This window comes from Dactylosporangium sp. NPDC050688 (assembly GCF_040654515.1).
Classification (GTDB): Bacteria; Actinomycetota; Actinomycetes; order Mycobacteriales; family Micromonosporaceae; genus Dactylosporangium.
In genome coordinates this window covers 20525-35558 of the sequence record NZ_JBFAIC010000030.1, presented here as the reverse complement: position 1 = coordinate 35558, position 15034 = coordinate 20525, and the positions used below count along the sequence as shown (strand labels likewise).

Annotated in this window: 14 protein-coding genes; 7 read left to right on the top strand and 7 right to left on the bottom strand. The window is 71.8% G+C overall.

Translation table 11 applies throughout. The features are described 5' to 3' along the window. Positions 1-228 precede the first annotated feature (228 nt). From AB0H83_RS26460 to thrS, 3 genes are read right to left on the bottom strand one after another with little or no spacing between them, the layout of a single operon-like run. Complete coding sequence (locus tag AB0H83_RS26460) at positions 229-591, bottom strand: YbjQ family protein (RefSeq protein ID WP_360098944.1); 363 nt, start codon at positions 589-591, stop codon at positions 229-231. A 54-nt stretch (positions 592-645) separates the two neighbouring features. Then, positions 646-1395, bottom strand: coding sequence for a hypothetical protein (locus AB0H83_RS26455; protein WP_360098942.1), 750 nt, complete (start codon positions 1393-1395; stop codon positions 646-648). Further along, positions 1392-2588: a threonine--tRNA ligase gene (gene thrS, locus AB0H83_RS26450; protein ID WP_360098940.1), complete on the bottom strand. Its 1197-nt coding sequence runs from the start codon at positions 2586-2588 to the stop codon at positions 1392-1394. The genes AB0H83_RS26455 and thrS overlap by 4 nt, the downstream gene beginning before the upstream one ends. A gap of 201 nt (positions 2589-2789) precedes the next feature. On the opposite strand from thrS, the gene AB0H83_RS26445 reads away from it, so the two are divergent. Both AB0H83_RS26445 and AB0H83_RS26440 read left to right on the top strand, forming a co-directional pair. Next, a complete protein-coding gene (locus AB0H83_RS26445) occupies positions 2790-3605 on the top strand; it encodes a DNA-formamidopyrimidine glycosylase family protein (protein ID WP_360098938.1) in 816 nt (271 codons plus the stop codon). Beyond that, positions 3587-4120 (top strand): 2'-5' RNA ligase family protein, encoded by a 534-nt coding sequence (locus AB0H83_RS26440; protein ID WP_360098936.1) that lies wholly within the window; start codon positions 3587-3589, stop codon positions 4118-4120. The genes AB0H83_RS26445 and AB0H83_RS26440 overlap by 19 nt, the downstream gene beginning before the upstream one ends. Positions 4121-4201: 81 nt before the next feature. Here AB0H83_RS26440 and AB0H83_RS26435 read toward each other — a convergent pair whose 3' ends face one another. Further along, positions 4202-5782: an acyl-CoA carboxylase subunit beta gene (locus AB0H83_RS26435; protein ID WP_360099077.1), complete on the bottom strand. Its 1581-nt coding sequence runs from the start codon at positions 5780-5782 to the stop codon at positions 4202-4204. 19 nt (positions 5783-5801) lie between these two features. Here AB0H83_RS26435 and AB0H83_RS26430 point away from each other — a divergent pair, with 19 nt between their 5' ends. Then, positions 5802-6680 carry a biotin--[acetyl-CoA-carboxylase] ligase gene (locus AB0H83_RS26430; protein ID WP_360098934.1) on the top strand — a complete coding sequence of 293 codons (879 nt, stop codon included), beginning with the start codon at positions 5802-5804 and terminating at the stop codon, positions 6678-6680. A gap of 65 nt (positions 6681-6745) precedes the next feature. Further along, positions 6746-7294, top strand: coding sequence for a PH domain-containing protein (locus AB0H83_RS26425; RefSeq protein WP_360098932.1), 549 nt, complete (start codon positions 6746-6748; stop codon positions 7292-7294). A 61-nt stretch (positions 7295-7355) separates the two neighbouring features. Here AB0H83_RS26425 and AB0H83_RS26420 read toward each other — a convergent pair whose 3' ends face one another. Continuing rightward, entirely contained in the window at positions 7356-7970 is a 615-nt protein-coding gene (locus AB0H83_RS26420) for a GtrA family protein (RefSeq protein ID WP_360098930.1), read from the bottom strand. 133 nt (positions 7971-8103) lie between these two features. Next, on the bottom strand, positions 8104-8598 hold the full coding sequence (locus AB0H83_RS26415) for a GtrA family protein (RefSeq protein WP_360098928.1): 495 nt from the start codon (positions 8596-8598) through the stop codon (positions 8104-8106). Between the two features lie 288 nt (positions 8599-8886). Between AB0H83_RS26415 and AB0H83_RS26410 the strand changes: the two genes are divergently transcribed. Next, positions 8887-10713 (top strand): phosphoenolpyruvate carboxykinase (GTP), encoded by a 1827-nt coding sequence (locus AB0H83_RS26410; protein ID WP_360098926.1) that lies wholly within the window; start codon positions 8887-8889, stop codon positions 10711-10713. Positions 10714-10831: 118 nt separating this feature from the next. After that, positions 10832-11602, top strand: a complete 771-nt coding sequence (locus tag AB0H83_RS26405) for an isoprenyl transferase (RefSeq protein WP_360098924.1) — start codon at positions 10832-10834, stop codon at positions 11600-11602. A gap of 710 nt (positions 11603-12312) precedes the next feature. Here the strand turns inward: AB0H83_RS26405 and otsB are convergent. Continuing rightward, complete coding sequence (gene otsB / locus AB0H83_RS26400) at positions 12313-13116, bottom strand: trehalose-phosphatase (protein WP_360098922.1); 804 nt, start codon at positions 13114-13116, stop codon at positions 12313-12315. 253 nt (positions 13117-13369) lie between these two features. Here otsB and AB0H83_RS26395 point away from each other — a divergent pair, with 253 nt between their 5' ends. Continuing rightward, the gene (locus tag AB0H83_RS26395) at positions 13370-14800 is read left to right on the top strand and encodes a PhoH family protein (protein WP_360098920.1); all 1431 of its coding nucleotides are present in this window, start codon (positions 13370-13372) and stop codon (positions 14798-14800) included. Positions 14801-15034: the final 234 nt, after the last annotated feature.

Genomic DNA, 15034 nt, shown 5'->3' with positions numbered 1-15034 from the left:
GTCGGCCCTGGTCGGTCCTGGTCGGCCCTGGTCGGCCCGGTCCGAGCGGCCCCAGCTCTGGCCGGCCTCAGCCCCGGGTGGCCCCAGCTCGGGCCGGCCTCAGCCCCGGGTGGCCCCAGCTCGGGCCGGCCTCAGCCCCGGCCACCCCCGGCCCGGCCGCCCGAGCCCCGGCCAGACCCGGCCACAGCTCTGCCTCGGCCTGCCAGACGCTGGGCCGGTCGCGCCGCGTCAGCGGGAGCTTGCGTGGTGGCGGTCGGCGGCGTGGGCGCCTGAGCTGACGTGCAGCGGGACGGCGACCACCGCGGTGCCGTACGCGCACAGCTCGGCCCACGTGTTGGTGAAGTCGCGGTGGTCGAAGCGCATCCCGACCACGGCGTTGGCGCCCCGCTGCTCGGCGACGTGGACCATCTGGCCGACCGCCTTCGCCCTGGTCTGCACCAGGAACTGGGACATGTCCAGGCCAGGGCCGCCCTCGGTGGACCGCAGGCCGGCGGCGAACGGGTTCCGCGACGTCGCGCACACGCCCAGCACCTCGCCGAGCACCGTGGTGATCTCGTACCCGGGTAAACCCTCAGTCGTTACAACCAGCACAAATAAATCGTATGCACATATGTACGGTTTAGGGTGCATCTAGCGGGAACCACCTCAGCCTTGCCCCGGGGTGGCGGCGGGGGTGACGGTGATTCCTGCGGCGAAACGGAGCAGGTCGGGCTCCGGCAGCGGCACCGCCGTCGCCGACTGCACCACGAGCAACCGGCCGTCGCCCAGGTCGACCTGCAGCGCGGTGTACTCGCCAGAGGTGTGCAGCGTGGCGGGGCGGCCGCCGGCGTCGACGGCGCGGCCCGGGGACCGGTCGGCGGTCACGCCCAGCATCACCGTGATCTTGCCGATGAAGGACTCGTCGGGGGTGGTGCCCGGCGGGCAGAAGGTGACGGCCGAGGCGCTGATGTTGTCGATCGTGGCGCCGGCGGGGACGAGCGTGAACTCGAAGGGCGCCGGGGCGGTCACCGGCACCGCCGCGAGGCTCTTCGCGAGGCCGGCCAGGTGCTCCGCCGGCACCCGGGGAAACGCCCGCAGCTCGAGCCACTGCCCGGGGCCCTCCTGCCACACGAGGGACAGCTCCGGCTCGCCGGCGTGGGACCACGTGACGGCCGCGCCCTGGACGCCGCGGACGGCCAGCGGGGTGATGCCGGTCGCGGCGGCGAGGACGCCGGGGCGCGAAGGGCTCGCCGTCAGCGTGGCGGTGACGCCGGGCGCGCCCGGCATCGGCAGGCTGAGCGTCGGCAGGCCCGCGGCCAGCCGCAGGTCCGGCGGGCCGGCGGCGCCCTCGGCGGGCGGGCTCAGCGGGAACGTGACCGCCGCCGCGACCGGCAACACCCCCGACGCGCTGTTCATGGCGCCGAGCAGTCCTGTGCCAGCGCGGCGACCGCCGCCGCGACCGGCAGCACCCCCGACACCGCCCCCGGGTCCCGCGGGCGCAGCGACACGGCGCCCGCGGCGGCCTCGCGCTCCCCGACGACGGCGACGTACGGCACCTTGCGCGCCGCCGCCTGGCGGATGCGAGCGCCGAGGCTGCCCTCGGGCCACTCCTCGACCCGCAGGTCGGCAGCGCGGCAGGCGCGCAGGAACGCCCCGCCCGCGAAGGCGTCCGCGACGGGCAGCACGGCCACCTGCAGTGGCGCGTACCAGGCCGGGAACGCCCCGTCGTGCACCTCGATGAGGTGCGCGAAGAGCCGCTCCATGCTGCCGGCCACGCTGCGATGCACCATCACCGGCCGGCGCCGCTGCCCGTCGGCGTCCACATAGGACAGGTCGAACCGGGCCGGCTGGAAGTAGTCGACCTGGACGGTCGCGAGGGTGCTCTCCCGGCCGGCGTGGTCGAGCAGCTGCACGTCGATCTTCGGGCCGTAGAAGGCCGCCTCTCCCGGCGCCTCGACGTAGGACACGCCGGCCTCCTGCAAGGCCTCGCGCAGGACCGCGGACGCCTTGTCCCACATAGCGGGGTCGTCGACGTACTTGCCGCCGTCGCCGCGCAGCGACAGGCGGAACGACGCCGGCTGGAAGCCCAGCGCCGCGTGCGCGACCCGCATGAGCCGCAGCGACTCGACGACCTCGGCGCGCACCTGCTCCTCGGCGCAGAAGACGTGGCCGTCGTTGAGGGAGATCGCCCGGACCCGCGACAGCCCGCCGAGGACGCCGGAGCGTTCGGCGCGGTACTGCCCGCCGATCTCCCCGATGCGCAGCGGCAGCTCCCGGTACGAGCGGCCGCGCGCGCCGAACACGGCCGCGTGGTGCGGGCAGAGGCTCGGGCGCAGCACGAACGCGTCGTGCTCGCTCAGCGCCATCGGCGGGAACATGTCGTCGGCGAAGTGCGGCAGGTGCCCGGACCTGACGTACATCTCCTGTTTGGCCAGCGGCGGCGAGTACACGTGCTGGTAGCCGTTGCGGCGTTCGAGGGCGTGGATGTAGTCCTCGACCGCGCGGCGGGCGGCGGCGCCGGCGGGCAGCCACAGCGGCAGCCCCGCGCCGACGAGCGGGTCGGAGTGGAACAGTTCGAGGTCACGGCCGAGTTTGCGGTGGTCCTGCATGAGGAGACTCCCTGTGGTTGGCAGGGGCGCGCACCTCGGATGCAGCAAAAAGCTCCGGAGCGCAACGCCCCGGAGCACGGTGTGGACAGCGAGCTGTCAGCGCCGCCGGGGAAGGCCCGGCGTCGTCGTGGACAGTGCGCTGCGACTCATGCCCCAGACAATAGCGCGCGGCCGCCGCACCGCGACGGGTATAAACGTCCGGTGCCTGAAGGTCACACCATCCACCGTCTCGCCGGGCGGCACCGGGAGCTGTTCGCCGGCCGGGCCGTCGCGGTCAGCAGCCCGCAGGGGCGCTTCGCCGACGGCGCCCGCCGCGTCGACGGGCGGGTGCTGCTGGACACCTCCGCCCACGGCAAGCACCTGCTGCACCACTACGAGGGCGACGTGACGCTGCACGTCCACCTCGGGCTCTACGGCAAGTTCACCGACGGCGAGGGCGGCGCCCCGCCGCCCGTCGGCGAGGTCCGGCTGCGGATGGCGAACCCGGCGCACTGGCTGGACCTGCGTGGCCCGACGGCGTGCGAGCTGCTCGACCCGCTGCAGGTCGAGGCCCTGCGTGCCCGGCTCGGCCCGGATCCCCTGGCCGAGGAGGACGACGGCGGGGTCGGGGCGTTCGCCGCGATCAAGCGGTCGGACCGGCCGCTCATGGCGCTGCTGATGGACCAGTCGGTCGTGGCCGGCGCCGGGCTCATCTACGTGACGGAGGCGCTGTTCCGGGCCGGGCTGCGCCCGACGGTCCCCGGGCGGCGGCTGACCCGGCGCCGGTGGGACGCCATCTGGCAGGACCTGCGGGTCCTGATGCGCAGCGGGGTGGCCGACGGCCGCATCGACACGGTCCGCGACCTGCACACGCCCGAGGCGATGGGCCGCGCGCCGCGGGTCGACCGGCACGGCGGGGAGGTCTACGTGTACCGCCGCGCCGGCCTGCCCTGCCTCGTCTGCGGCACCCCGGTGCGCACCGCGGAGCTCAACGCCCGCAACGCGTACTGGTGCCCGGTGTGCCAGGCGACCCGCTGATGGTCGCCGCCCTCGAGCTGCACCTCGACGAGCGGGCCACCCGGCGGATCCGCGTGCTGTGGGACCTGCTGGAGGACCTCGGCGTGCAGACGCTGCGCACGCCGCACGACGGCCGGCACCGCCCGCACGTGTCGCTGGTCAGCGCCCGTGCGCTCGACCCCGACGCGGTCGCCGAGGCCCTCGCGCCGGTGCGGGTCGCCGCGCCGCTGCGGCTCAACTTCCAGTTCGCCGGGGTGTTCGTCGGCCGGGTCGTGTTCCTCGGGCTGGCGCCGACCCCGGACCTGATGCGCCACCAGGCCCTGGTGTGGCGGCACCTCACCGACGCCGGCATCGAGAGCCTGCCCCTGTACGACCCGGGCGAGTGGGTGCCGCACTGCACCGTGTCGATGCGGGTGCCCCGGCCGATCCTCACCGAGGCGCTGCGCCGCTGCCTGGAGGTGCTGCCGATCGAGGCGACCGTGATCAGGGCCGCCGTCGTCGACTACGCCCGCGACATCTACCGCGAGCTGCCGTAGGCCCCGACCGGCGCCGGCCGGGCCGCGGGCCCGGACGCGGCGGGCCGGACGTGGCGGCCCGGACGCGGCCCCGGGCCCCGGCTACAGCGGGATGTTGCCGTGCTTCTTCGGCGGCAGCGTCTCGCGCTTGGTGCGCAGCAGCCGCAGCGCCCGCACGATCTCCACCCGCGTGGTCGACGGCGGGATGACCCCGTCGATGTAGCCGCGCTCGGCCGCCACGTACGGGTTGGCCAGGGTGTCCTCGTACTCCTGGATCAGCTCGGCACGCAGCGCCGCCGGGTCCTTCGCGTCGCGCAGCTCCTGCCGGTACAGGATGTTGACCGCGCCCTGCGCGCCCATGACCGCGATCTGGGCCGTCGGCCAGGCGAAGTTCAGGTCGGCGCCGAGGTGCTTGGAGCCCATGACGTCGTACGCGCCGCCGTACGCCTTGCGGGTGATGACGGTGACCTTGGGGACGGTGGCCTCGGCGTAGGCGTAGATCAGCTTCGCGCCGCGCCGGATGATGCCGTCCCACTCCTGGCTGGCGCCGGGCAGGAAGCCGGGCACGTCGACGAAGGTGAGGATCGGGATGTTGAACGCGTCGCAGGTCCGCACGAAGCGCGCGGCCTTCTCCGAGGCGTCGATGTCCAGGCAGCCGGCGAAGTGCATCGGCTGGTTCGCCACGACGCCGACCGGGTGACCCTCGACCCGGCCGAAGCCGATCAGGATGTTCTGCGCGAACAGCGGCTGCACCTCGAGGAAGTCCTCGACCACCGACTCGATCACGGTGTGCATGTCGTACGGCTGGTTCGCCGAGTCCGGGATGACGGCGTCCAGCACCAGGTCCTCGTCGGTCACCTCCAGTGCCGCCGGCAGGGGCACGACCGGCACGTCGTCCATGTTGTTCGACGGCAGGTAGGACAGCAGCGCCTTCACGTACTCGATCGCGTCGTCCTCGTCGGAGGCGAGGTAGTGCGCGTTGCCGGACTTCGTGTTGTGCGTCCGCGCCCCGCCCAGCTCCTCGAACTCGACGTCCTCACCGGTCACCGTCTTGATCACGTCGGGTCCGGTGATGAACATGTGCGAGGTCTGGTCGACCATCACGGTGAAGTCGGTGACTGCGGGGGAGTACACCGCGCCGCCCGCGCACGGCCCCATGATCAGCGAGATCTGCGGGATCACGCCGGAGGCCCGCACGTTGCGGAAGAAGATCTCGCCGTAGAGCCCGAGGGAGACCACGCCCTCCTGGATGCGGGCGCCGCCGGAGTCGTTGATCCCGACCACCGGGCAGCCGATCTTCATCGCCAGGTCCATGACCTTGACGATCTTCTCGCCGAAGACCTCGCCGAGGCTGCCGCCGAAGACCGTGAAGTCCTGCGCGAAGACGCAGATCTGGCGCCCGTCGACGGTGCCGTACCCGGTGACGACCCCGTCGCCGTAGGGCCGGCTCCGCTCCAGGCCGAAGTTGGTGGACCGGTGCCGGGCCAGCTCGTCGAGCTCGACGAACGACCCCGGGTCGAGCAGCATGTCGATCCGCTCGCGCGCGGTCTTCTTGCCCCTGGCGTGCTGCTTCTCCACCGCCCGGGCCGAGCCCGCGTGCACCGCCTCATCGGTGCGCCGGCCCAGATCGGCCAGCTTCCCGGCGGTCGTGTGGATGTCCGCGCCGACACCAACCTGCTCAATGGTCACGTCCGGCATCGTAATGCGGTGGGGATACGGTCGACCTGTGAACATTTACACCGACCTGGAGCGCCCGCCGCTGCGGGCCGCCGCGCTCCGGCGTGCGCTGGTCGTGCCCGGCGGGTTCTGGACCGACCTGCGCGTGGTCGAGGAGACCGGCTCGACCAACGCCGATGTGGCCGCTGCGGCCCGGTCCGGCGCCGCCGAGGGTCTGGTGATCGTCGCCGAGCGGCAGACCGCGGGGCGTGGCCGGCTGGGCCGACAGTGGCAGTCGCCGCCGCGCGCCGGGCTGGCGCTGAGCGTCCTGCTGCGCCCGGCGGTGCCGGCGGCCCGCTGGGGCTGGCTGCCGCTGCTCGCCGGGGTCGCGCTCGCGGAGGCGGTGCGCCGGGTGGCCCGGCTCGACGCGTACCTGAAATGGCCCAACGACCTGCTGCTGCAGGGCGACCGCAAGACCGCCGGGATCCTCGCCGAGGGCGTCGGCGACGGTGCCGTGGTGGTCGGGATCGGGCTCAACACCACGCTGCGCGAGCACGAGCTGCCCCGCCCGGACGCGACGTCCCTCGCGCTCGCCGGGGCCGCCAGCGCCGACCGTGACCCGCTGCTGCGCGCCCTGTTGCGCGGCTTCGAGGAGGTGTACGGGCGGTGGCAGGCCGGCAACGACGCGGGCGTGCGCGAGGCGTACCTCTTCCACTGCGGGACGATCGGGCGGCGGGTGCGGGTGGAGCTGCCCGGTGGGGCCGCGCTGCACGGGGTCGCCACCGGCGTCGACACCGACGGCCGGCTGCAGGTCACCGACCCGCACGGGGCGGTGCACACGGTCGCCGCCGGCGACGTGGTGCACGTGCGCCCGGACCCCGGCGCAGACCCCCGCCCGGTGCCCGGCGCAGAGACGACCGGGTAGGCCAATGTCGGGCGCGCCGGGAAGGGTCTAGCCTCACGTCGACATTCGTGAACGAGGAGGTTGGCGTGGGGTTCCCGGAAAGCGTCCTGACCAAGGACGAGCAGGTGGTGCTGCACCTGCACCCCCACTGGAAGGCGCTGTTCCTGCCGGTGGTCTGGTTCGTCCTCACCGCCGCCGCGATCGTGACCTTCGCCCTGCTGGCGGGCGTCGGCACGGTCGGTGTGCTCATCGCGGCCGGGGTCGGCCTGGTGGTCGTGCTCGTGGTCACCGTGTGGCCGTGGATCAAGTGGAAGGCCACCCACTACGTCTTCACCAACGAGCGGGTGATCATGCGCAGCGGCGTGTTCTCGCGCAGCGGCCGGGACATCCCGCTGGGCCGGGTCAACGACGTGTCGTTCTCGCACTCGCTGTTCGAGCGGATGCTCGGCTGCGGGACGCTGACCATCGAGTCGGCCGGTGAGCGGGGCCAGATCCAGCTGAGCGACATCCCGCAGGTGGAGAAGACCCAGAGCATGCTCTACGAGCTGGTCGACGCCGACCGGCAGAAGCACACTTTCGGCGACGACGACCGGCAGGCCCTCGTCGACGAGATCAAGAACGACGCGGTGTCCTGAGCACCGCGCTCGCGCGTGCTTCGCTGGGCCGGCCCTTCGGACGCCGGCTCAGCGGGGCGGCTCAGCGGTGGCCCGCGGGGGACTCCAACTCGTTGAGGATCAGCTCGTCGTCGTCGTGCGAGTGCCGCGGGCCGGGCGCGACCGCGACGTCGGTCAGCGCGACCTCCAGGGCCTCGACCTCGGCCTCCAGTTCGGCGTCCGCGATCACCTGCGGGTCGTCGGACACCGGCGGATTGAACACGAACGTGCGGTACGCCCAGAAGCGGAACACCATCGCGATGCCGATGCCGAGCGCGCTGGCGATGTTGAAGGCCAGCCGGTCGGCGCTGTTGGTCTCGCTGAAGCCCAGCCCGTACTTCGCCACGGCCAGGACCGCGCTCTGGATCAGCAGGCCGATGCCGTTGAGCGCGAAGAACAGCGTGTACTCCCGCCGCATGCTCCTGCGGTCGCTGGCCCGGTAGGTCCACTGCCGGTTCAAGAAGTAGGACGCGGTCGTCGCGACCACCGCCGCGACGATCTTCGCCTTGAGCGGCCCGATCGACAGCAGCAGGTTGAGCACCGCGAAGTCGATGACGGTGTTGATGCCGCCGACCGCCAGGAACTTGAACAGCTCGGTGGCGAGCGAACGGTGCCGTTCTGGGACGAACCGGTCGCGGAGGTTCCTGGCTAGGCGCACCGTGCAACCTTACGGTAGGTCGCGAAGCATCGCCCCGGATACACCGCAGAGTGGGGGCCAGCTCACCCGCATCTTGACCACTGCGCAACCAGGTCGTTACCTGTCGACGAGTCTAGAGCGGATCAGGCCCGGATCATGCCTGCTCGGCGGTCTTGCGGAAAACAATGTTCCGGTACGACCAGAAGCGGAACAGCGTTCCGAACGCCATGCCGACCACGTTGGCCGAGATGTTGTCGGCGAGCTTGCCCCGGAAGAACGGCCAGACCGCGCCCAGCCCGTAGTGGCTCGCCCACAGGCAGGCCAGGCCGATGATCAGCCCGACCAGGTTGAACAGGAAGTACAGGCTGTACTCGCGGCGCAGGTTGGTCCGCTCGCGGTCGCGCCAGGTCCAGAACCGGTTGCCGATGAACGCGACCGTCGCGGCGATGACGGTGGAGATCGTCTTGGCCACCAGCGTCGGCGTGCCGCTGAACAGCAGCACGTTGAACACGGCCACGTCGACCACGAACGCCACGACCCCGACCGTGCCGAACTTGCCCAGCTCGCGGACCAGGTGCTCGAAGCGCGCGAACAGGCCGCGCAGGCCGCCCGGGCCCGACCCGGCCGTCACCGACTGCAGTTCCGTCACGTCGCAGAGGGTACGGCACCGGTGACACCAGCGGGCACTTCGGCCACAGACCGCACGGATTGCTCGTTGGTGCTCAGTTGACGAAAAGTTCACGCGTGATTCTGCGAACGGGTGCGAGATTCTCCTGGCCTTGTGCAGCTTTTCACAAGCTCTCCCACTACCCAGCCCCGGCGGCCGGTTTAGGCTGAGGGAAATAGCTGAACGTTTCCACGGCCGCTCGCAGCATCGCGCGCCGTGCTTTGCCGTGCGCACGCGCAGGTCATCGCCGACCACAAGGAGACACCGAACATGTCCGCACCGGTCACCGTCCCCGGTCTCGACCAGGCACCCACCCCCCATCACCGCCTCCTCGCCTGGGTTCGCGAGGTCGCCGAGCTCACCAGACCCGACCGCGTCGTCTGGTGTGACGGCTCCGAGGCCGAGTGGCGCCGCATCACCGACGAACTGGTCGACAAGCAGGTGCTGGTGCGGCTGCAGGCGAAGCCCAACTCGTTCTGGGCCCGCACCGACCCGTCGGACGTGGCCCGGGTCGAGGAGCGCACCTTCATCTGCTCCGCCGACGAGGCCGACGCCGGCCCGACGAACAACTGGATGGCCCCCGCCGAGATGAAGCGGGTCATGACCGAGCTGTACGACGGCTCGATGCGCGGCCGCACCATGTACGTGGTGCCGTTCTGCATGGGCCCGCTCACCGCCGAGGAGCCGATGTTCGGCGTCGAGGTCACCGACTCGCCGTACGTGGTCGCCTCCATGCGGATCATGACCCGGATGGGCGCCGACGTGCTGGACCGCATGGGCGCCGACGCGCCGTTCGTGCCGTGCCTGCACTCCATCGGCGCTCCGCTGGCCCCCGGGCAGGAGGACGTCGCCTGGCCGTGCAGCGACGTCAAGTACATCTCCCACTTCCCGGACACCCGCGAGATCTGGAGCTACGGGTCCGGCTACGGCGGCAACTCCCTGCTGGGCAAGAAGTGCTACTCGCTGCGCATCGCCAGCGTCATGGGCCGCGACGAGGGCTGGCTCGCCGAGCACATGCTGATCCTGAAGCTGACCGGGCCGAGCGGGCAGGTGAAGTACGTCGCGGCCGCGTTCCCCAGCGCCTGCGGCAAGACCAACCTCGCCATGCTGGAGCCCACCATCCCCGGCTGGAAGGTCGAGACGCTCGGCGACGACATCGCCTGGATGCGCTTCGGCGAGGACGGCCGCCTGTACGCGGTCAACCCCGAGTTCGGCCTGTTCGGCGTCGCGCCCGGCACCGACTGGACGACCAACCCCAACGCGATGCGGACCCTCGCCCAGGGCAACTCGATCTTCACCAACGTCGCGCTCACCGACGACGGCGACATCTGGTGGGAGGGCATGGGCGAGCCGCCCGCGCACCTCATCGACTGGAAGGGCCGCGACTGGACGCCGGCGTCCAGCGAGCCGTCGTCGCACCCGAACTCCCGCTTCTGCACCCCGATCGAGCAGTGCCCGATCCTCGCCGACGAGTACGCCGACCCGCGCGGTGTCCCGATCGACGCGATCCTCTTCGGCGGCCGCCGCAAGACCACGATCCCGCTGGTCACGGAGGCCCGCGACTGGGTGCACGGGGTGTACCTCGGCGCCACCCTGTCCAGCGAGACCACCGCCGCGGCGACCGGCCAGGTCGGCGTGGTCCGCCGCGACCCGATGGCCATGCTGCCCTTCATCGGCTACAACGCCGGCGACTACTTCGCGCACTGGATCGCGATGGGCAAGGGCGCCTCCTCCGGCGCCGCCCAGCTGCCGCGGATCTTCTACGTCAACTGGTTCCGCCGCGGCGACGACGGCCGCTTCCTGTGGCCCGGCTTCGGCGAGAACTCCCGCGTCCTGAAGTGGGTCGTCGAGCGCATCGAGGGCACCGCCGAGGCGGTCGACACCCCCATCGGCCGGGTGCCGGCGCCCGGCGCGCTCGACGTCTCCGGCCTGGACATCCCGGCCGAGGACCTGGAGCTCGCGTTGCGGGTCGACGCAGCCGAGTGGCGGGAGGAGATCCCCCAGGTGGTGGAGTGGTTCGAGCGGTTCGGCGACAAACTGCCCGGCGTGCTCTGGTCCGAGCTCGACGCGTTGAAGGCCCGCCTCGACGTCGCATAGTGGCTGGTCGGCGGCCGGTCTGTCGGCAGATCGGCCGCCCACGCACCCGCCGTTCAGCACTGTCCGGTGCACGGCTGACGGTGTCGCTTTGCCCGGTAGGTCGCTACTCTTCTCGACCGTGGGCCTGCGTGACGTGGTGTATTCGTTGTACGAGCAGCGTCTCGCCCGACGGCTGCACGGCAAACCTCAGCCGCGACACGTCGGGGTCATCGTCGACGGCAACCGGCGCTGGGCGCGCGAGATGGGCTACGTCGACCCCAACGACGGCCACCGCGTCGGCGCCGAGCGGATCAAGGAGCTCCTGCGCTGGTGCGACGGCGCCACGGTCGCGCACGTCACGCTGTGGCTGCTGTCGACCGACAACCTCTCCCGCCCCTCCGCCGAGCTCGACCCGCTCCTGCAGATCATCGAGAACCTCGCCGCCGAGCTCGCCGCCGAGGGCAACCCCTGGCAGCTGCGCATGGTCGGCGCCCTGGACCTGCTGCCCACCGCCAGCGCCCAGTCCCTGAAGGCCGCCGAGGAGCGCACCGTCAACCGCACCGGCGGCGCCCAGGTCAGCCTCGCCGTCGGCTACGGCGGCCGGCGCGAGATCGCCGACGCGGTCCGCTCGCTGCTGCACGAGCACGCCAAGGCCGGCACCTCCATCGAGGAGCTCGCCGAGATCCTCGACGTCGACCACATCTCCGACCACCTGTACACCCGCGGCCTGCCCGACCCCGACCTGGTCATCCGCACCAGCGGCGAGCAGCGGCTGTCGGGCTTCCTGCTCTGGCAGAGCGCCCACTCGGAGTTCTACTTCTGCGACGTGCACTGGCCCAGCTTCCGCAGGGTGGACTTCCTGCGCGCCCTGCGCTCGTACGCCAACCGCCAGCGCCGCTACGGGGCCTGAGCTGTACTTCCTCACCGGCGGCTGACGCCGCCGCGCCGGGGGGTTCCCACCCCGCACCCCCCATGCTCGCTGCGCTCGCACTGCCTGCGCCGGGGGCGCGGCAGCTTCCGCGCTAGCGCGGGCAATGGTGGTCGCCCGGTCCACCATGGTGATCCAAGTCGCCGCCCGGTCCAGTGTGGCGATCGAAGTCGCGTCCCGGTCGCCCGGACGACCACGACGCGACTTCGATCAACTGGACAAGATCATAAGTGGGCCGGCGTCGACAGCCACCCGGGCAACGGCCTGGTCAGCACCGTGAACGTTCGTGGCCGGAGCACAGGCCGCGATCAGGACCGGAGGCCGCGGTTCGAGGTGCGGGTCGTGCTCGGGTTCGGGGTTCGGGGTTGCTGTCGGCGGGGTGCGGGTTGCTGTCGGCGGGGTGTGGCGATCGCTGTTTGGGGTGGGCAGGCCGCGATCGAGGCCGGGAGGTCGCGGTTTGCAGTGTGGGGATCGTGATCGACGCCGTCAGGCGATCACTGTTTGGGCGGCTCGGATTGCGGTCGTAACCGGGTTGGTCGGCGGTGGGCGTCCGGTTCCGGATGAACGGCCGGGCGTGCCAGTCGGAGTGCTGGGCTGCCGCGATCGCTGTTGGAGCTGCGCGAGGCGTGATCGAGGCGCTGGAAGCCCCCCGGTCGAGGGGCGAGGCCGGCCGGTCGGTGGAGCGACGTCCGTCAGGGGGCCTGGTCGAGGAGCGCGCGCAGCAGGGCCGGGACGTCCTCGGGGCGGTCGACGTGGATGTCGGCCGCGTCGATCAGGGCGTGGCCGCTCTCCGCGTTCGCCACCGCCACCCGGACCCCCACGAAGTCGGGATCGGCCTCCTGGCGGGCCTTCAGCGCGTCGAACGCCCGCAGGTCGGCGACGTCGTCGCCGAAGTACCAGGCGCAGCTGTGGCCCTCGGTCTCCTCACGCAGGACACTGCCCTTGTCGCGCTGGCCGGGGGGCTTGAGCTCCAGGACCATGCGGCCCGCCTGCAGACGCAGGCCCAGCTCGCTGGCGCGCTCCTTGCCCCACTGCTCGACCTCGGGGGCGAGGTGCGGGGCGTTGCGGTAGTGCACGGCCACGGACAGCCGCTTGTACTCCACCCGAGTGCCTGCCGGCAGCTCGGCTCGGGCGCGGCCGGCCAGGTCGCTCATGACCTGCACGAAGGGCGCGGCGCTCGGGTCGGTCTCGACCAGGCCGCCGGGGCGCTGGACCTCCAGGCCGTAGAGGCCGAAGACCGCCACGTCGGGCAGGGCCGCGAAGCGCTGGCGCAGGAAGTCGGCGGGGCGCGCGGAGACGATGACCACCTTGCCGAGGCGGCGGTTGACCTCGGCGAGGATCTCGACGATGCCGGCGGCCGGCAGGACCGTCTCCGGGTCCTCCTGGATCGGGGCGAGGGTGCCGTCGAAGTCGAAGAAGAAGGCGCAGTGCCCGGCCCGCTCAGCGGTCAGCTTGAGGATGGCCGCGCGGGAGCGTGCAGTGTCTGGGGCCGCCATGTTCTCAGCGTACTGAACATTTTGCATTCCGTGTGGATGGCAGGGGCGTACCTCACAAGCGGGGCAATCGACGACTCGATCTAGTGGATTCCGCGCGCAGCGGTTAGCGTCTGTGCTGTGGCTTGGGGTTTTCCCGGCCATCCGAGGCCCGGACCGAGCGATCACTGTGAAGCCACGGGGCCAAGCACCCGACCCCGTGCGGGCGTCGGAGGACGCGAGTGCGGGCGGCGAGGTGCCCGTCCCCGGAGATCCCGTGACCGTTCGCCGCAGTCCCTCTGAGCCCACCCCCGCTCCGCGCAAACGCGCGACCAAGGCCGTCCAACCGGAGGACCCGCAGGCGGAGACCGCCGCGCCGGTCCGCCGCACCCGCAAGCGGGAGGCCGCCCCCGCGCGCCGCACGTTCGTGCTGGACACGTCGGTGCTGCTGGCCGACCCCGGCGCGTTCCTGCGCTTCGGGGAGCACGACGTGGTCCTGCCCCTGGTCGTCATCTCCGAATTGGAGGGCAAGCGGCACCACCCCGAGCTCGGCTACTTCGCGCGGCGTTCGCTGCGGTTCCTGGACGACCTGCGGGCCAAGCACGGCCGGCTCGACCAGCCGCTGCCGCTGACCGACGCGGGCGGCACCCTCTGGGTCGAGCTCAACCACGCCAACCAGAACGTGCTGCCGGCCGGCTTCCGGGCCGACACCGACGACGCCCGCATCCTCGCCGTGGCGCTCGCGCTGGCGGCCGAGGGCAAGGACGTCCTGCTGGTCACCAAGGACATGCCGCTGCGGGTCAAGGCCGGTTCGGTCGGCCTGGCCGCCGACGAGTACCAGCCCGGGCCGGCGACCAACCAGAGCTACACGGGCATGGTCGAACTGGGCGTGGCCGAGGACGAGGTGAAGCGCCTGTACGCGGGTGAGGCGCTCGACCTGGACGGCGCCGGCGACCTGCCGGTGCACACGGGGCTGGTCCTGACCTCGCAGAACGGCTCCGCGCTGGGCCGGGTCTGCGTGGACAAGTCGGTGCGGCTGGTGCGCGGCGACCGGGAGGCGTTCGGCGTGCGGGGCCGCTCCGCCGAGCAGCGCATCGCGCTGGACCTGCTGCTGGACGAGTCGATCGGCATCGTCTCGCTGGGCGGCCGGGCCGGCACGGGCAAGTCCGCGCTGGCCCTCTGCGCGGGCCTGGAGCAGGTCATGGAGCGGCGCAAGCACAAGAAGGTCATCGTCTTCCGCCCCCTGTACGCGGTCGGCGGCCAGGAACTGGGCTACCTGCCCGGCGACGCGGCGGAGAAGATGTCGCCCTGGGCGCAGGCGGTCTTCGACACCCTCGGCTCGCTGGTGCACGACAACGTGATGGAGGAGGTGGCGGCCCGGGGCATGCTCGAGGTCCTGCCGCTGACCCACATCCGCGGCCGCAGCCTGCACGACGCGTTCGTGATCGTCGACGAGGCGCAGTCGCTGGAGCGCGGCGTCCTGCTGACCGTGCTGTCGCGCATCGGCAGCAACTCGCGGGTCGTGCTGACCCACGACGTTGCTCAGCGTGACAACCTGCGGGTCGGCCGGCACGACGGCATCGCCGCGGTGATCGAGGCGCTCAAGGGTCATCCGATCTTCGCGCACGTGACCTTGACCCGGTCGGAGCGCTCACCGATCGCCGAAGTTGTCACAGACCTGCTGGAGGACCTCACGTTCGAGCGGTGACTTGAGGAAAAGAGTCCCAATTGTCACGTGATTAAGATCACAGAAGGTACCGTTTGGGTTCTCACCCACGAATGCACTAAGCGATGGTGGGGGACGAGCGCGTGACGCCGGCCAGCTTCCAAGCATCTCGGCATCAGGCGCTCACGGTGCGTCACCGGCCCGGACGGGGTGTCCGCTCAGCGCAGCGGATGCCCGTCCGGGCCGTGCACCGAGCCATGTCCCCGACGAATGGAT